General features: G+C 59.8%; 18 protein-coding genes. 11 read left to right on the top strand and 7 right to left on the bottom strand.

The features are described from left to right. Positions 1-169 precede the first annotated feature (169 nt). Positions 170-1,864 carry a C13 family peptidase gene (locus tag ABEH28_RS23495; RefSeq protein WP_346631205.1) on the top strand — a complete coding sequence of 565 codons (1,695 nt, stop codon included), beginning with the start codon at positions 170-172 and terminating at the stop codon, positions 1,862-1,864. 123 nt (positions 1,865-1,987) lie between these two features. Further along, complete coding sequence (locus ABEH28_RS23490) at positions 1,988-2,629, top strand: oxidoreductase (RefSeq protein WP_346631204.1); 642 nt, start codon at positions 1,988-1,990, stop codon at positions 2,627-2,629. A gap of 301 nt (positions 2,630-2,930) precedes the next feature. Here ABEH28_RS23490 and ABEH28_RS23485 read toward each other — a convergent pair whose 3' ends face one another. From ABEH28_RS23485 to ABEH28_RS23470, 4 genes are all read right to left on the bottom strand, one after another. Next, a complete protein-coding gene (locus ABEH28_RS23485; protein ID WP_346631203.1) occupies positions 2,931-3,218 on the bottom strand; it encodes a YceK/YidQ family lipoprotein in 288 nt (95 codons plus the stop codon). Further along, a complete protein-coding gene (gene ubiX / locus ABEH28_RS23480; protein ID WP_346631202.1) occupies positions 3,211-3,840 on the bottom strand; it encodes a flavin prenyltransferase UbiX in 630 nt (209 codons plus the stop codon). The genes ABEH28_RS23485 and ubiX overlap by 8 nt, the downstream gene beginning before the upstream one ends. Then, on the bottom strand, positions 3,837-5,186 hold the full coding sequence (mpl, locus tag ABEH28_RS23475; protein ID WP_282372958.1) for a UDP-N-acetylmuramate:L-alanyl-gamma-D-glutamyl-meso-diaminopimelate ligase: 1,350 nt from the start codon (positions 5,184-5,186) through the stop codon (positions 3,837-3,839). Before mpl ends, ubiX begins: the two co-directional genes overlap by 4 nt. A 357-nt stretch (positions 5,187-5,543) precedes the next feature. Beyond that, entirely contained in the window at positions 5,544-7,448 is a 1,905-nt protein-coding gene (locus ABEH28_RS23470; RefSeq protein ID WP_346631201.1) for a sigma-54-dependent Fis family transcriptional regulator, read from the bottom strand. 313 nt (positions 7,449-7,761) lie between these two features. Between ABEH28_RS23470 and ABEH28_RS23465 the strand changes: the two genes are divergently transcribed. The 9 genes from ABEH28_RS23465 (at position 7,762) to ABEH28_RS23425 (ending at position 14,893) form a co-directional block, all read left to right on the top strand. After that, positions 7,762-9,282, top strand: coding sequence for an aldehyde dehydrogenase family protein (locus tag ABEH28_RS23465; protein WP_192173773.1), 1,521 nt, complete (start codon positions 7,762-7,764; stop codon positions 9,280-9,282). 173 nt (positions 9,283-9,455) lie between these two features. After that, positions 9,456-10,103 (top strand): DedA family protein, encoded by a 648-nt coding sequence (locus ABEH28_RS23460; protein WP_065988392.1) that lies wholly within the window; start codon positions 9,456-9,458, stop codon positions 10,101-10,103. A gap of 4 nt (positions 10,104-10,107) precedes the next feature. Then, positions 10,108-10,926 (top strand): M90 family metallopeptidase, encoded by an 819-nt coding sequence (locus tag ABEH28_RS23455; RefSeq protein ID WP_346631200.1) that lies wholly within the window; start codon positions 10,108-10,110, stop codon positions 10,924-10,926. A 107-nt stretch (positions 10,927-11,033) separates the two neighbouring features. Beyond that, positions 11,034-11,561, top strand: coding sequence for an inorganic diphosphatase (ppa, locus tag ABEH28_RS23450; RefSeq protein WP_062384817.1), 528 nt, complete (start codon positions 11,034-11,036; stop codon positions 11,559-11,561). Between the two features lie 440 nt (positions 11,562-12,001). Next, positions 12,002-12,736, top strand: coding sequence for an XRE family transcriptional regulator (locus ABEH28_RS23445; RefSeq protein ID WP_346631199.1), 735 nt, complete (start codon positions 12,002-12,004; stop codon positions 12,734-12,736). Continuing rightward, positions 12,733-12,975 (top strand): hypothetical protein, encoded by a 243-nt coding sequence (locus tag ABEH28_RS23440; RefSeq protein WP_346631198.1) that lies wholly within the window; start codon positions 12,733-12,735, stop codon positions 12,973-12,975. The genes ABEH28_RS23445 and ABEH28_RS23440 overlap by 4 nt, the downstream gene beginning before the upstream one ends. Before the next feature lie 120 nt (positions 12,976-13,095). Next, positions 13,096-13,605, top strand: a complete 510-nt coding sequence (locus ABEH28_RS23435; protein ID WP_346627650.1) for a TIR domain-containing protein — start codon at positions 13,096-13,098, stop codon at positions 13,603-13,605. Next, positions 13,605-14,456 (top strand): macro domain-containing protein, encoded by an 852-nt coding sequence (locus tag ABEH28_RS23430; protein WP_346627732.1) that lies wholly within the window; start codon positions 13,605-13,607, stop codon positions 14,454-14,456. The genes ABEH28_RS23435 and ABEH28_RS23430 overlap by 1 nt, the downstream gene beginning before the upstream one ends. Beyond that, complete coding sequence (locus ABEH28_RS23425) at positions 14,453-14,893, top strand: HIT domain-containing protein (protein ID WP_346631197.1); 441 nt, start codon at positions 14,453-14,455, stop codon at positions 14,891-14,893. The genes ABEH28_RS23430 and ABEH28_RS23425 overlap by 4 nt, the downstream gene beginning before the upstream one ends. A 555-nt stretch (positions 14,894-15,448) precedes the next feature. Here the strand turns inward: ABEH28_RS23425 and ABEH28_RS23420 are convergent. The 3 genes from ABEH28_RS23420 to ABEH28_RS23410 all read right to left on the bottom strand — a co-directional run bounded on the left by ABEH28_RS23420 (position 15,449) and on the right by ABEH28_RS23410 (position 17,361). Continuing rightward, entirely contained in the window at positions 15,449-15,781 is a 333-nt protein-coding gene (locus ABEH28_RS23420; RefSeq protein WP_346631196.1) for a hypothetical protein, read from the bottom strand. A gap of 66 nt (positions 15,782-15,847) precedes the next feature. Beyond that, positions 15,848-16,213 (bottom strand): hypothetical protein, encoded by a 366-nt coding sequence (locus tag ABEH28_RS23415; RefSeq protein WP_346631195.1) that lies wholly within the window; start codon positions 16,211-16,213, stop codon positions 15,848-15,850. A 35-nt stretch (positions 16,214-16,248) separates the two neighbouring features. After that, positions 16,249-17,361 (bottom strand): endonuclease NucS domain-containing protein, encoded by a 1,113-nt coding sequence (locus ABEH28_RS23410; RefSeq protein WP_346631194.1) that lies wholly within the window; start codon positions 17,359-17,361, stop codon positions 16,249-16,251. Positions 17,362-17,572 lie beyond the last annotated feature (211 nt).

Below are 17,572 nucleotides of genomic sequence, written 5' to 3'. Positions count from 1 at the left end.
CCGCCGTCCCTCCATAACGCCTGCGCAAACCTTCCCGAAACATGAAACAGTCGTAACAGACTGTTTCATGAGCGTTCCTCGCTGCGGCATACTCGCTGCGGCTGTGTGAGCGACTCGATACACGTACGCGATCAGATCACGCCGAAACATCTTATTTTCGGGATTTACCATGCGCGCGTTTGCTCCTTTGGCCCTGACCTTCCTTCTTACCGCTTGCGGCGATGGCGAATCGCTGTTGCCCCCGGACGCTCGCCTGCCCGACGGCGGACGCTATCGTGGCGACGTGATCAACGGCGTGCTGCAAGGCAAGGGCCGGATCGATTATCCCAATGGCAGCTGGTACGCCGGGGAATTCAAGAACGGTCAGTGGAACGGCCAGGGTGAGTGGCACGCCAGCAACGGCGACGTGTACAAGGGCGGTTTCCAGGACGGGCTTTTCCATGGCCAGGGCTCGCTGACGACCAGCGCCGGCAGCTACGTCGGCGGCTACAAGCTGGGGCGGCGCGACGGCGAAGGCACGCTGAAAGAGCACGGCATGAGCTATCGCGGCGAGTTCAAGGCCGACCTGTACGACGGCGCCGGTCATCTGGAACTGGATGACGGCAGCGAGTATCAGGGCCAGTTCGCCCACGGCAAACCCAACGGCGAGGGCCAGCGCAGCGATTCGGCCGGCAACCAGTTCAGCGGCAAGTTCGTCGACGGGCAGCTTGAAGGCACGGGCAATTTCAACAGCGCCGATGGCGATCAGTACGTTGGCGGCTTTCACAACAATCAGCTCAACGGTCGCGGTCGCTACGAAAACGCCGATGGCGATGTCTGGTCGGGGCAGTTCAAGGATGGCGCGTTCACCGGCAAGGGCGAGTTGATCGGCGCGGACGGCACGCGCTACCAAGGCGACTTCAAAAACTGGCGCTTCGCAGGCTCAGGCAGCCTGAAGCTCCCGGACGGCAGCGTGTACATCGGGCAGTTCGAGAACGACAACTATCAAGGCAGCGGCGTGCTGACCACCGCGGAAGGCGAAGTCCAGAGCGGCACCTGGTCGAACGGCCAACGGGTGCGCGATGCCGCCGGCAAGCTGCTGCCCGATCCCTTGGAAATCGGCTTGCTCGCCCAGGGTGCCCTCGTCGAAAAGGCCCTCGCCGCCGTGCCCGCCTCCACGCCGGCCATCGAGCTTTACAGCCTCGTCGTGGGTGGCGATGGCAAGCAGAGCGTTTTTCTGCGCGAGGCCGATTACGTCAACAAGCTGCTCGCGACGCGCTTCGGTGCTTCGGGTCAGATCACCTTGGTGAACCATCGCGATCATATGGCTGATCGTCCGCTGGCCACCCGCGAGACCATCAGCCGCGCCGTGCAAACGTTGGCCAAGCGCAGCGGCCCGGAAGATTTGATCTTCATTTACCTGACCAGCCACGGCACCCACGAACACGAGTTGGTGCTGGATCAGCCGCGTCTGGAGCTGTCCGACCTGCCTGCCAACGAGATGGCCGGCGTGCTGGCTCCGCTGAAGAATCGCGACAAGGTGGTGGTGATTTCTGCGTGCTACTCGGGCGGTTTCATTCCGGCGATCAAGGACGAGCGGACGATGGTGATTACCGCTTCACGTGAAGATCGAGTGTCGTTTGGCTGCTCTGAGGAGGCCGATTTCACCTACTTCGGCGAGGCGCTGTTCGGCAAGGCACTGGTGGAAACCGACGATCTGGTGCAAGCGTTCAATGAGGCAAAAGACATCGTCGCCCAGCGTGAGACGGACGAAAGCTTCGAAGCCTCCGAGCCGCAGATGTGGGCGCCGAAAGGTGTGGTCGCCCATTGGCGGCAGCTGCGCAAGAGCCAGGCGGAGCGGGCGTTGAATACCGTTCGACGCTGAGTGCTGAGGCCCAAAAGCGGGGTCGCTTGAACATTTCATGTGTTTTTGTGAAACCCTCCCGCTTCGCTCGCAGTCTGTTCCGGTACAGCGCCTATGCTTGTGGCGTATCAAGGGAGAAAGATCATGTACTTGACGCCTCAGCACATTTTGCTTGCCGGAGCTACCGGATTGACTGGCGAGCACTTGCTCGACCGCCTGCTTAACGAACCCACTGTCACCCGCCTCCTCGCCCCCAGCCGTCGTCCTCTGGCTGAACATCCACGGCTGGAAAACCCGGTCGGCGATCTCCAGAGTTTGCTGCCCACTCTCGAAGGTCCGGTGGACATCGCTTTCTGCTGCCTGGGCACCACGATCAAACAGGCCGGTTCCCAGGAAGCGTTTCGGGCCGTGGATCTGGACATGGTCGTGGCGTTCGGCAAACGTGCTCGCGAGTTGGGGGCGCGTCATCTGCTGGTGATCAGCGCGGTAAACGCCGACCCGCAATCGAGCATCTTTTACAGCCGCGTCAAAGGCGAGATGGAAGAAGCGCTGAAGCTTCAGGGCTGGCCACAACTGACCATCGTCCAGCCGTCGTTGTTGATTGGCGAGCGGCAGGATCAGCGGTTTGTGGAACAGCTGGCCGCGCCGATTGCCAAGTTGATCCCCGGCAAATACGGCGGCATCGAAGCCTGCAACCTCGCCCGCGCGTTGTGGCGCCTGGCGCTGGAAGAGCAGGAGGGGGTGCGGGTGGTTGAATCAGATGATTTGCGGCGGTTGGGGAAATGACTGAGCACTGCTCAAGCTGACAGCAAACACTCCTACATGGAATGCGTTCGGCCCGGACACCGCAGCATATTGTAGGAGTGAGCTTGCTCGCGAAGAGGCCATCACATCCGACGTATCTCCGACAGGACATAGACCGCCGCGAGCAAGCTCGCTCCCACATGGAATGCGTTCGGCCCGGACACCGCAGCATATTGTAGGAGTGAGCTTGCTCGCGAAGAGGCCATCACATCCGACGTATCTCCGACAGGACATAGACCGCTTTCGCGAGCAAGCTCACTCCTATAGGGATCGCCGATAGGAATTACATCCCGCCCGTAGCCTGATATCCCACACCCAGCGCGGTCAGGATCGACAGCGGCAGCAGCAGCGTGTCGAGCAGCGCGCTGCCGGGCAAGTCGAGCATGGGGTATTTCGGCGCCTCGGTGCCGAAGCGGTCCTTCTCACAGCAGCCGCCTTCGATGGCGTACAGATCCAGTCGCGTCCCGGCGTAAACGACTGGCGCGCCGGGCTGATTGGCATCGAGGGTGCGCACGGTCGAGCAGCCTGTGGTCAGCAACAGACCCAGCGCAATGACGACGAGCTTATTCATCAGCGCCAAAGTGATGCTCGCCCCAGCGCGGCAGCATGTCCTGGGGAATGCTGAGCAGATTGAGAATCCGCGCGACGACGAAATCCACCAGATCGTCGATCGTCTGCGGCTGGTGATAGAAACCGGGCGACGCCGGCAGAATCACCGCGCCCATGTTCGACAGCTTGAGCATGTTCTCCAGATGAATGCTGGAAAACGGCGCCTCGCGGGGCACCAGAATCAACTGCCGACGCTCCTTCAACGTCACGTCTGCGGCGCGCTCGATCAGGTTGTTGCAGGCGCCCGTGGCGATTGCCGACAACGTCCCGGTCGAACACGGCACCACGACCATCGCACTCGGCGAACCGGAACCGGACGCCACCGGCGACATCCAGTCTTCCTTGCCGTAGACCCGAATCTGGCCCGCGGTCGCGCCGGTGTATTCGTTGAGGAACGCCTGCATCATCTGCGGCTTTGGCGGCAGGTTGACGTCGGTTTCCGTGGCCATGACCAGCTGCGCGGCCTTGGAGATGAGGAAATGCACTTCGCGGTCTTCGCGCACCAGGCAGTCCAGCAGGCGCAGGCCGTATTGCGCGCCGGACGCGCCGGTCATCGCCAGGGTGATGCGTTCCGGGCCGCTCATTGCAGGGCCTCCGCAAGTTTGCCGTGCAGGCCGCCGAAGCCGCCGTTGCTCATGATGACTACATGGGTGCCGGGCACAGCCTGGTTTTTCACCAGATCAATGATGCCGTCGAGGCTGTCGCAGACCAACGATGGAATGGTGCACTGGGCCGCTGTTCCCGCCAGATCCCAACCCAGATTGGCCGGCGCATACCAGACCACCTGGTCAGCTTGAACAACGCTTTCCGGCAGACCGTCGCGGTGGGCGCCGAGCTTCATGGAGTTGGAACGCGGCTCGACGATGGCGATGATCGGCGCATCGCCGACCTTCTTGCGCAGACCGTCCAGCGTGGTGGCGATGGCGGTCGGGTGGTGGGCGAAGTCGTCGTAGATGATGATGCCGCGCACCTCGGCGACCTTTTCCATGCGCCGCTTCACGCTCTTGAACGCACTCAGCGCTTCAACGCCCTGCTGCGGCACGACGCCCACGTGGCGGGCGGCGGCGAGGGTCGCCAAGGCATTGGCGACGTTGTGCTGGCCGGTCATGCCCCAGTCGACGACGCCCTGGACCGCACCTTCAAACAGCACCTCGAATGTTGAGCCGTCATCGCTGAGCAGGTTCGCCTGCCATTGACCGCCCTCGCCCGTGGTTTGCACCGGCGTCCAGCAGCCCATTTGAATCACGCGCTCAAGCGCGGGCTCGGTGGTCGGGTGAATGACCAGGCCTTCGCTCGGAATGGTGCGCACGAGGTGGTGGAACTGCCGCTCGATGGCCGGGAGATCGGGGAAGATGTCGGCGTGATCGAATTCCAGGTTGTTGAGGATGGCGGTGCGCGGGCCGTAATGGACAAACTTGGAGCGCTTGTCGAAGAAGGCGCTGTCGTATTCATCCGCCTCGACGACGAAGAACGGCGTATCACCCAGGCGCGCCGAGACATCGAAGTTCTGCGGTACGCCGCCGATCAGGAAGCCCGGTGCCATGCCGGCGTGTTCCAGCACCCAGGCGAGCATGCTGCTGGTGGTGGTTTTGCCGTGGGTGCCTGCAACGGCGAGCACCCAGCGACCGCGAAGGACGTGATCGGCCAGCCATTGCGGCCCGGAAACGTAGGGCAGGCCCTTGTTCAGGACATATTCGACCGCGGGATTGCCGCGCGACATGGCGTTGCCGACCACCACCAGATCCGGTGCCGGTTCGAGGTGCGAAGGGTCGTAACCCTGCATCAACTGAATGCCCTGCGCTTCGAGCTGCGTGCTCATCGGCGGGTAGACGTTGGCATCGGAGCCCGTGACTTTATGGCCCAGATCCTTGGCGAGCACCGCCAGCGAACCCATGAACGTGCCGCAGATACCCAGAATATGAATGTGCATGACCGACCTCTTAGAACATGGGCCGCAGGTTAGCGTAGAAGGCAGTGGATGCGCACGGGGGAATTACCGAGAGCGAGTGAACGCCATGGTAGGACCGGCTTTAGCCGGGACGGCGTCGGGCGCTACGCCGCAGAACTGATGGCGATCACACCGGCCTCTTCCCGGCTGAAGCCGGTCCCACTAAAAGACCGCGTGCACATTGCAGAATTGATGGTGCCCACACTGGCCTCTTCCCGGCTAAAGCCGGTCCTACTGGCTGAACGCGACACCCTAGTGGGACCGGCTTTAGCCGGGAAGGCGTCAGGTGCCACGCCGCAGTATCGAGAGAACTCACACCGGTCTCATCCACCCAGGATTTCAGCGATTAATCCCATGCTTGCGCAGCTTTCTGTACAGCGTATTCCGGCTCACCCCCAGCTCCCGGGCGGCGTGAGTCATGTGCCAGCGCTGGGTTTCCAGGGTGGAGATGAGCGCTGCGCGCTCGGCGTCATCCAACGGCGAGTGGGCCTCATCGGGTATCGTCTGCACACTCCCCTGCCGAATCGCCACCGGCAGATCATCAAAAGCAACTCGCCCTTCATCACACAGCGCCGCCAGCGTACGCAGCACGTTGCGCATCTGCCGCACGTTGCCGGGCCAGTTGAAGTCGAGCAGCGCTTGCCTCGCCTCCGCTTCAATCACAATCGAAAGCCCGCCCGCCTCCTGCTTCAACAACAACTCCAGCAACTGCGCCCGATCACTCCGCTCTCTCAATGGCGGCAAAGCGATTTCCAGCCCGTTGAGCCGATAAAACAAATCCTCACGAAAGCTGCCGTCCTCCACCCGCTCCAGCAGATTCCGGTGGGTCGCGCTGATCAGTCGTACATCCACCGCCTGCGGCTCGCCGCCAATCGGTACCACCAGCCGATCTTCCAGCACCCGCAGTAAACGGGTCTGCAACGCCACCGGCATATCGCCGATCTCATCCAGAAACAACGTGCCGCCATCGGCCTGTTGCAACTTGCCGCGCATGCCTTCTTTACGCGCGCCGGTAAAGCTGCCGCCGCGATAACCGAACAGCTCGCTCTCGATCAGGCTTTCCGGAATGGCCGCGCAGTTCAGCGCCACGAATGGCTTGGCGGAGCGCTGACTCGCCTGATGCACTGCCTTGGCAAACGCCTCTTTGCCAGAGCCCGTTTCACCGTTGATCAGCAACGGCACGTCACGCTCGAATACCTTCAGCGCGCGGCGGAAATCAGCCTGCAGCGACGCGTCCCCCAAGCAGATATCACTCGACGCGAGCGGCACCGCCGACTTGCTGACCACCGGCGTAGCAAGGCCCTTCAGCTCGGCGCGGGATTGCCCACGGAGCACGGCGAAGAATCCCCGTCCATCACGCGTGCGCAGCGGCCAACTGGCGGCGGCGTCCGGCGAAGCGCGGCTCAGCAGTTCATCCAGCGAGCAGTCAAACAACGATTCCACGCCCTGCCCGACCCGTTCGTCACGGCTCAAGCCGAGCAGATTCAGCGCGCTCTGGTTCAGCGCACTGACGCGACCTTCGCCATCAAACGCCAGCAGCCCTTCGCTGAACAGACCAACCGCGCCGGCCTGAAGGTGAAAACGCAGCAGCCACTGGTCATTGAAATGGCGCAGGAAATAACTGCTTTCGATCATCTTCGCCGACAGATTCACCAGCGCCATGGTGTGAAACTGGCTCTGCCGGGACACGTCGTGACGGGCCGACGACACGTCCAGCACCGCAAGCAGATCGCCATGGGGATCGAACACCGGGCTCGCCGAACAGGTCAGCCCGGTGTGGCGCCCGCGAAAATGCTCGTCGCGATGGATCGTCACCGACTGACGCTCGACCAGGCAGGTGCCGATGCCGTTGGTGCCCTCCCGCGTCTCGCTCCAGTCGGCGCCCAGCCACAAACCGGCGCGCTCGAAAATCCGTCGATCGCCTGGCTCGGTCACGCAGTTGAGGATGATCCCGCGGGCATCGGTCAGCAGCACCGCGCTGCCGCCGGCAAGCTGCCGGTGCAAGCTGTTCATCTCGTCGCCGGCGATGGTCAGCACCTGCTGCAACTGCTCGCGACTTTCCAGCACCCGCGCATGTTCAAGCACGGTTGGCGCCATGGCTTGCGCAGGGTCGAGGTGATAGTCCTCCAGACACCGCAACCATGAACGGGCAATGGAGGGGTCGGTGGCAAGGTGATGGGGCGTTTTGCCCTGGGTAACGGTCAGCACTTGTTCGGCGTGGCGCGTCAGGTGATTGCTGTGCATTTTTATTCTTCATCCTGAGCCGGGGCTCTGCGGAGGATTTGCGACTCAGCATCCTCCTCGCCCGGATTCATTGCAATGCTGCGAAAGGCGGGGGCCGCTGAGTTGTCACGCAAGGGGTACAAAGTGTCACTCGATCCGCCCCGCCGTTGATACACCACTCGGCCAGGACCAGACGATCCATCGACAAAACCCCCATAAAATGGGCACCGGACGGCAGTGGCCCGCGCTTTGCTCTACGCTCTAGCCATGCGACCGAGTCATGTGCCGCAACGCGTTATCCCCAGACAATCACAAGAGCAAGGAGATATTCACCATGCGTTATGCCCACCCCGGTACTGAAGGCTCAATCGTTACCTTCAAGACCCAGTACGGCAATTACATTGGTGGCGAATTCGTGCCGCCGGTCAAAGGCCAATATTTTGAAAACACCTCGCCGATCACCGGCAAACTCATCGCAACATTCCCTCGCTCCACCGCTGAAGACATCGACAAGGCCCTCGACGCCGCCCATGCCGCGGCCGATGCGTGGGGCAAAACCTCGGTGCAGGAACGCTCGCTGACCCTGCTGAAAATCGCTGACCGCATCGAACAGAATCTGGAATTGCTGGCGGTCACCGAGACCTGGGACAACGGCAAAGCCGTGCGCGAAACCCTCAACGCGGACATCCCCCTCGCCGTCGATCACTTCCGTTATTTCGCCGGCGTGCTGCGTGCCCAGGAGGGCTCCGCTGCGGAGATCGACGGCAACACCGTGGCGTATCACATTCACGAGCCGCTGGGCGTGGTCGGGCAGATCATCCCGTGGAACTTCCCACTGTTGATGGCCGCCTGGAAACTCGCGCCCGCCCTCGCCGCCGGTAACTGCATCGTCCTCAAGCCGGCCGAGCAAACGCCGCTGGGCATCACCGTGCTGATGGAGCTGATCGGCGATCTGTTGCCCAAAGGCGTGCTCAACGTCGTGCAGGGTTATGGCCGCGAAGCGGGTGAAGCCCTGGCCAGCAGCAAACGCATCGCCAAGATCGCCTTCACCGGTTCGACGCCGGTGGGTTCACACATCATGAAACTGGCCGCCGACAGCATCATCCCGTCCACCGTGGAACTGGGCGGCAAGTCGCCGAACATCTTCTTCGAAGACATCATGCAGGCCGAGCCGGAGTTCATCGACAAAGCCGCTGAAGGCGTAGTGCTGGCGTTCTTCAACCAGGGCGAAGTCTGCACCTGCCCGTCACGCTGCCTGGTTCAGGAGTCGATCTACCCGCAGTTCATGGAAGTGGTGATGAAGAAGGTGCTGAAGATCCAGCGCGGCGATCCGCTGGACACCGACACTATGGTCGGCGCCCAGGCGTCGCAGCAGCAATTCGACAAGATTCTCTCGTACCTCGAAATCGCCCAGGGCGAAGGCGCCGAATTGCTGACCGGCGGCAAGGTCGAGAAGCTCGAAGGCTCGCTGGCGACTGGTTATTACATCCAGCCGACGCTGCTCAAAGGCAACAACAAGATGCGCGTCTTCCAGGAAGAAATCTTCGGCCCGGTGGTGAGCGTGACCACTTTCAAGGACGAAGCGGAAGCCCTGGCCATTGCCAACGACACCGAGTTCGGCCTGGGTGCCGGCGTCTGGACCCGCGACATCAATCGCGCCTACCGTGTGGGCCGGGCGATCAAGGCCGGTCGCGTGTGGACCAACTGCTATCACTTATACCCGGCCCATGCGGCGTTCGGCGGTTACAAGAAATCCGGCGTCGGCCGCGAAACCCACAAGGTCGCGCTCGAGCACTATCAGCAGACGAAAAATCTGCTGGTGAGCTACGACATCAATCCGCTGGGCTTCTTTTGATTTAGCGTAATCGGGCGACAAGCAACGGCCTCTTCGGAGGCCGTTTTTTATTCGCGGATACAGGCGCGGCAGCGTGTCAGCGGACATCGCTGCTGCATGCCTTTATACTGCCGCGCACATTTCCCCTCTTCGCCCCGCACGACCCGGATCGGGTCTCAAAACCAGGTGCCTACATGGATTTCAATCCGCTTGATCTGATTCTTCACCTCGACGTTTACCTCGACCTGCTTGTGACCCAATACGGCACCTGGGTTTACGCGATTCTGTTCTTGGTGATCTTTTGCGAAACCGGCCTGGTAGTGATGCCTTTCCTGCCCGGCGATTCGCTGCTGTTTATTGCGGGCGCGGTCGCCGCCGGTGGCGGCATGGACCCGGTGTTGCTGGCCTGCCTGCTGATGGCAGCGGCGATTCTCGGTGACAGCACCAACTACATCATCGGCCGCACGGCCGGCGACAAGCTGTTCAGCAACCCGAATTCGAAAATCTTCCGTCGCGATTACCTGACCAAAACCCAGGAATTCTATGGTCGCCACGGCGGCAAAACCGTCACCCTCGCGCGCTTCCTGCCGATCATCCGCACCTTCGCCCCCTTCGTGGCCGGTCTTGGCCGCATGCCTTACCTGCGCTTTCTCGGGTTCAGCGTACTGGGCTCAGTGCTGTGGGTGGGCGGGCTGGTCACCTTGGGCTTCTTCTTCGGCAACATCCCGTTCATCAAGAAGAACCTGACGCTGCTGGTGTTGGCGATCATCCTGATCTCGCTGCTGCCGATGATCATCGGTCTGATCCGCAGCCGCGCAGGTCGCTCCGCCGAGGCGCGCTGAGCCCATGTGGTCGTTCCGGGAATGGCGCAAACGGCGCACGCTGGCCCGCCATCCGGTCGATCCGCAACTGTGGGAGCGCGTACGCCAGCGCCTGCCGATCCTCGACGGGCTGAGCGCCGAAGAAGACCGCTACCTGCTCGACAGCTGCGTGCTGTTTTTGCAAGCTAAACACCTGACGGCGCTGGAAGGCGTCGAAATGGATGACGAATCGCGGCTGTTTCTCGCTGCTCAGGCGCAGCTGCCGTTGCTCGCCCTGGGCGATCTGAACTGGTATCAGGGTTTTCACGAAATCATCCTTTACGGCGACGATTTCATCAGCCCGCAACGCCATCGCGATGCCAGCGGCATCGAACACGAATGGGACGGCGAGCACAGCGGAGAGGCGTGGTCCCAGGGCCCGGTGATTCTGGCCTGGCCGGGTGTGCTGACGAGCGGAGGATGGGAAGCCTACAACCTGGTGATCCACGAACTGGCGCACAAGCTGGACATGCTCAACGGCGAGGCGAACGGCCTGCCGCCGTTGCACCCCGACATGCGCGTCAGTGACTGGGCCAGCGCCATGCAGAGCGCATACGACGATCTCAATCGGCAACTCGACGCCGACCCGGACGCCGAGACCGCCATCGACCCCTACGCTGCGGAAAACCCCGCTGAATTTTTCGCGGTCATCAGTGAATACTTCTTCAGCGCCCCGGATTTACTCGTCGAGGCTTATCCTGCCGTCTACGGGCAACTGAAAGCGTTCTATCGGCAGGACCCGTTGGCGCGGCTGACGGCACTTCAGCGCGACAACCCTGTCTATCAGGCTCAACACGACGCCTGAAGCCTGCCGTCACGCATGGCAACGCTCCGGGAATGTGCCTATAATCCGGGCCACTTTTTGGCGTTGCATGCCAGATTCTGAATGGTCAACCAAGGGGGCAAAGCCCAATGAGCTACAGCAAGATTCCGGCCGGTAAAGACCTGCCGAATGACATCTACGTCGCAATCGAGATCCCGGCCAACCACGCGCCGATCAAGTACGAAATCGACAAAGAAAGCGACTGCCTTTTCGTTGACCGTTTCATGGCCACCCCGATGTTCTACCCGGCCAACTACGGTTTTATCCCCAACACCCTGGCTGACGACGGCGACCCCCTCGACGTGCTGGTCGTGACGCCTTATCCGGTGGCTCCGGGTTCCGTGATCCGTGCCCGTCCGGTCGGCGTGCTGAACATGACCGACGACGGCGGCGGCGATGCCAAAGTCATCGCAGTCCCGCACGACAAGCTGTCCCAGCTGTACGTGGACGTGAAGGAATACACCGATCTGCCACCGCTGCTGATCCAGCAGATCGAGCACTTCTTCGCGAACTACAAAGACCTCGAAAAAGGCAAATGGGTGAAGATCGAAGGCTGGGCCGGCGCTGACGCCGCTCGCGAAGCGATCACCAAATCGGTAGCGGCCTACAAGGGCTGATCCGGTTGTGCCCCGCCGAAGCGCTCGCCGCTTCGACGGGGCCACGCTTTAGCTGCACGTCCCCGCCTCCTGCTTTTTGAACACCCCTCCCCCATACATCCCGCTTTTTTTCGCCCTCCGCCCTTACACGAATGTTTAAAACTCGCCTTCCACACACAGCGTGTTTAATTGCGCCGTTAGAATTTCTTATTTGAGCAACACCGCTTGATTCAAACTTCCCTGGCGACCGCTTTAGGCAGGCCTTTGCGTTCGCTAATGGCCTAAGACCGATAATGACATCGGCTTCAGCCATTGTTGATGCAAAAGAAAACAGTGAATGAATCGGCCTACAAAAACGGCCGAACGTTGTAATCCTTACATTCACGCCCAGGCATGACGGCGTGCTCATTTGAACACTTCGTTCATTTAAACGAGCTTCAACCCGCCGTAAACTTCGGCCCATGAATACATCAGGTGATCGACTGCGCGGCCTTTTGCGAGAGTGCCATCTCTCCGCGACGGACTTTGCCGCCAACCGAAAAGTTACGCCCCAACACGTGAACAACTGGTTCAAGCGCGGCATCCCCATGGCGCGTATTGAAGAAGTCGCTGAACTGCTGAGCGTCAACGCGCGTTGGCTGCGCAGCGGCGAGGGCCCGAAGCACCCCGGACAAGACCGCTCAATTGCCCAGCAGCCAGACACTCAACCGCCCCGGGCCGAGCGAAGCGCCCGCGAAGAACTGGAAATGCCGGTCTACACCGAACTGGAAACGCAAAGCTCAGGCCGGACTGCGGTGGGCGAAATCCACAACCACAAAGTGCGCCTGTCCCGGCGTGTGCTTGAAACCATGGACGTGGAGCTGCACAACGCCATTTGTGTGGCAATGGTCGGCAACAGCATGGCGGACAAAATTCAGGACGGTTCGCTGATCGGCATTGATCGCGGACGCGTGCAGATCATCGATGGCGAAATGTACGCCCTCGAACACGACGGCATGCTGCGGGTGAAATACCTGTATCGCCTGCCGGGCGGCGGTTTGCGTCTGCGCAGCCACAATTGTGCCGAGTACCCGGACGAGGTCTTCAGCGCCGAACAGGTGCAGGCTCAGCACATTCATATTCTGGGGTGGATCTTCTGGTGGTCGACGCTCAATAACCGCCGTCATCCGGCAACATTGCGGCGAGGCGCGGAATGAGCGTGTTTCAGAACTGGGCAGACGCCAACAACATGGGTATCCTGCACGCCTTCGTTTCAGCACCCGTCGGCCACACGCGGATGGGTGATCGACCTGGCACCGTCTCCGCGACCTGCCCGGTCTACCTGACAAGCGCCTCCTTGAAGCGCGCACTTTTGCGGACGGGTGCGGTTAGCCAAAAACTAATCAAACCCGTCACCGAGAAGCCGGCCACAAGCCGGCTTTTTAACTTCCCATGAATACGTCGCACCGCTAACCCACGCGGCGCCTCCGCGCGCGCGTCAATCGGCAATCAATGGACTGAGCGCCTTAATCAACGAAGCGGACAACCTCCTTCGTTCCAATACAGGAAGTTCATCATGAGTTATCGCAACAAAACCTACATCGCGTTCGCCAGTGAAGACATCAAGCATTACTGGCTGATGAAAGCCTGGAAGCAGAACGAGAAAATCGACTTCGACTTTTTCAATGCCCATGACTTGTTCGAAGCACGGGACAGCAGTTCGCCAGAGACCATCAAACGCCGACTGCGCGAACGCCTCAATAACACCAAGCAAGTCATTTTTCTGGGCAGCGAAGATGGCCGACGCAAAGGCGGTGACGGGGATTCGTTTCTTGCCTATGAAATCGAGGTGATTCTCGAACTCGATCTTCCGATCGTTATCGCCAATCTCTGCCAAAGCAGAAACATCGTCATGGACAACATCCCCCAGCCGCTCATCGATCAAAAGCACTTCAACGTGTCTGTGTCTTTTCAGCCGAAAATCATTCAGTACGCGCTGGACAACTACGTCGAGGGGTACGCGAAGAGCGAGATGCAGGGCCCCCATCGATATGTCAGCAGAATCTACAACGAGCTGGGCCTGTGATGATCATTCTTCAGGACATGCAGACGTGGCGCTTCTGGCGCCACTTTCTGGTGGCGTTGTTCGCCTGCGTCGGCGGGCTGTCGACGATCATGCAGACCTTCAACGTCATCTACCCCGGTAGCCACGCGATGGAAGGGTTTGGCATCCTGATAGGGATCATCGTGGTGTCAGTTTCCGCCGCGTTGTTCAAGGCGTGGCCGCGCCCGATTGCTGAGGAATACAACGCGCCGAAGACGCGGATCACCATCGTGCCCGGAGATCTTCTGAAAGAAGACGGCCATCTGGTGATCGGCACCAACGACACCTTCGACACGGAAACGCCGAACATCATTGCCACCTCCAGCCTGCAGGGCCAGGCGCTGCAGGTGCTTTACGGCGGCGACCTCAAGGAGCTTGACCGCCATCTGGACGACGCGCTGGTCAACACGCCCTGCATCGGCACGCTCAACAAGCCAGGCAAGCAAGTGCAGTACGGTGTCGGCACCATCGCCACGCTGAAGCACGCGCATCGGCTGATCTTCTTCCTGGCCTACTGCGAAATGGACGCCCAGAACGTCGCGCGCTCCACGCCGGACAAAGTGTGGAAAGGCTTGCTCGCGCTGTGGGCCGAAGTGTCCCGACGCGGCAACGGCGGGACGATCTCGATCCCGGTGATCGGCGGCGGACAGGCGCGACTGTCCAGCGTGCTCCCCGCCCAGGACGCCATTCGCTTCACCCTGCTGTCGTTCATGTTCGCCTCCCGCAACTCGAAGGTCTGCGACGAACTGCGCATCGTGGTGCGGCCCGACGACTACCGAAAACTTGACCGGCTGGAGCTGCAGTCCTTTCTTTCATCGCTGAGGTCATCATGAACCCGGAAACCAGCCTCGATCTGCCGGACAATCCCGACTGCGCGTTCTGCGCGTACCTGAAGGGTAAACGGCCCTACACCATCCTCTCCTGCACCACACACACCGCGACTTTCGTGACTCGAGAACAACGGGGCCATCCCCACTTGCTGGTGCTGCCACAGCGGCACGTGCCTTCGTTGCTGGAAATGACCGACGAGGAAGTGGCGGCGGTGGCGGTGGAAGTGCGCAACGCGGCGAGGCTGATTGAAAAGGCGTATGGGAAAACCGGGATCGCGGTCTGGCAGAACAACGGCGTGCCGGCGGGCCAGGCGATCGGGCATGTGCACTTTCATGTGGCGGGGACGTTGCCGGGCGGGGGGACGGAGTTTGGGCAGGTGCAGGAGATATCGGTGATGGAGACGGATGAGATTGCGCGGCGGTTGGTTGGGGGGAGGTAGGCCATGGCCGCAGCGTCGGCCACTTTCATTGCCGCGCAGTTTTGAATACTTTCCAGAACAGCGATTTCGCGTTCCGCACGTCTGGGACCAAACTAAGAAAATGAAGGGGGTATGGATCTTTCAGTGTTGCGTGGGCCCGGTTCGGATCTGTTGGCCTGTTTGGGCAGCAGCCTGCTGCCCAATTTGCCTTGGCCTCACTTATGAACCCTGTGCGGGGGTCATCAACGGCTCTGCACCCCCAGGGCAAATCTCTATTCGGCAACCGTGCAGCAGTCTCACAGCCACCTTCGCACCTCTCATTCGCTGGAGTACACGTGCTGTTTGCGCGAGACAAATCGGTTATCTCACGCCATCTGAAAACATCTTTGACAGCAGCGAGTTGCAACGTCAGGCAGTTGTTGCAAAAAAGGCAACAACTGTCGCTGACTGCTGGTGATTCTGAAGACGTTGAAGTCGGCTGGGTTGGATGCGGGCGACTGCCGTAGCACTTCTTGACCCGCGAAGCCTCGCGACAGACGATCCAGCGGAGGCTTAAGGATGCATATCGGTTTCTAATCAGAATCCGAAAAGTCTTTTTCTTCGGATTTTGATTTCGCCGTCGAGCAATGCGGATACGGTGGTAAGGAATACATATAGATCGCCTTCGAAGTAGTCTTCGGCGAAGGAAGTATCTTGGCCAAACGGCGGATCGACGTACTGCAAACCTTCGGGCGTCATATTCCTTCGGATATAGCTCTTTATTTGCCGCTTGAACAAGATTGCATGCAACAGATCCAGGAACCCGCAGCCGATATATTCATTGACTATTTGAGGCAACGTGAGGGGATCGAATGCTTTCTTTTCTTCTTCGGTTAGAAACTCGCCTACGGCATCACCGACAGAGAACATGAATCCGTGTATGTAAGCGTATCGCATGTCTTGCCCTATACAGATCAACTGCAATCTAAATAAAGATCAAAGCCGAAGAAGCGTTTTTCTTCGAGCCTTGATTTCGGCATCCAGCAAGACCAAGACGCTAGACAGGAAGCCATAAAGGTCACCTTCAAAATAGTCTTCTGCGAACGACGTTTCCTGGCCAAATGGAGGGTACACGTACGCCAACCCGTCAGTGGTCATGTATCGTCTAATGTAGGACCTAATCTGCCGCTTCAGGATCACGGCATGGACAAGGTCCACGATACCGCCTTTACCAAAGGAGCCTCTTACGATCTCTGAAAGACTGAGCGGCTGAAACCCGGCTTTTTTTTCATCTAATAAAAACTCGCCAATGCCTTCGCCGACCTCGTACATAAAACTGTGCAGATGCATGTACTTACTCATGCCCCCCCTCATAAGACGCTTCAGCCGCAAATGAGTTAACGGGACTCGCCATTACCCAGCCCGCCCTCATCAAATCTTTGAAAAAAGGTTTTCAATCGCTCTACGGTCCACCGCCACTTCGGGGTACTAGGACGGCATATGGTGTTCTGATTACCAAAGAATCCAACCTCGCGCACGGCTTGCGAAAGCGGGACCGTCTGCAGCCATTCAACGCCAACGAAGTATTCGCACCGTTCCAGGTCATCGAAAAATTCAACGTGATAACTACCACGTGTCGCCGCTTCCAGTACCGCGACGTCGACGCCATCCCTCATGACTGTAAACCCGCTGGCCGGTGCAGCGGCAGCGATGACCCGGCATACGCCGACGTAACCTTGCTGCGGAACGTTAACCCAAACTCGGTCGCCGGGAGCAAGTACCCGCAAGGTTTTGCTGTACCAACTGCCGCCGCCTCCAGAGATGAACCCGAACTCGATAGCGTCATCCCACGATCGCGCCGTTGATACCCCGTAAGAGCAATAGAACTCACCGTTCCACGGTTCGTTTTGAGACTCGCCAGTTGATGCCGCATTGACCTGTGTTTGCGCAGGATCAAGCAGCCACGACCGACTAAGCAGTTGACGCTCGCCAGCCTGGAAGATCTGAAAGCACAGAACATTGATCGGGATGTCTCGCTCACTTAGGTAGGAGACGATGCGTTCGCTGCTGGCATCGAGCTCCGTGGCGACAATGATTAATTGGTGGCTATTATTCAGATCGCCTTCACCGAGCACACGCCCAAACCGTTGACGGAAATCTTCGCCCAAGCTTCGTCCCGGCCGGAAACGGTTGTAGATCAGCTCGATTTCGTCGCTGCGTAGTTTTTCAATCCAAACCGCGTAATCAATCGCCTGGGCAACGACCTCACGGGGAGTGCGATCCCGCTTGAGCTCAATCAGAACCAACGCACCGTCGGGAGCGACTGCAAGCAGGTCGATTCTTCCGCCCATGCCGGTACTTTCCTGCCGTCCGATGAGCATCCACTCATCCGAGAGGATGTCTGGCGCATTCACGATCATGTCTTCGAGAAACTGCTCGCTTGGCAATCGGCTCGGTACGAGCTTGGTGGGAGCAGCGTCTACGGTCCAAATATCCGTTTTGATTGGCAAAGTTAGATCCTTCTGTATTGGAAAACGCTGGAGGTACTTGATTGACGATTAAAAAGGATACTGGCTGTTGGCGCTACTCCGCTGACATGCCTTTCAGAAAACACGGCCCTCTACCAAGAGGAAGTATGTCGGCAGCACAGCATCTGCAATCAGCCAACGCGTTTTGGATGCGAAGGCTATGGAGCGCCCACATTTGGTCAGCAGACTGCTG

Source organism: Pseudomonas sp. Ps21-P2 (assembly GCF_039672565.1).
Classification (GTDB): domain Bacteria; phylum Pseudomonadota; class Gammaproteobacteria; order Pseudomonadales; family Pseudomonadaceae; genus Aquipseudomonas.
This window is presented reverse-complemented; position numbering and strand designations above follow the sequence as displayed.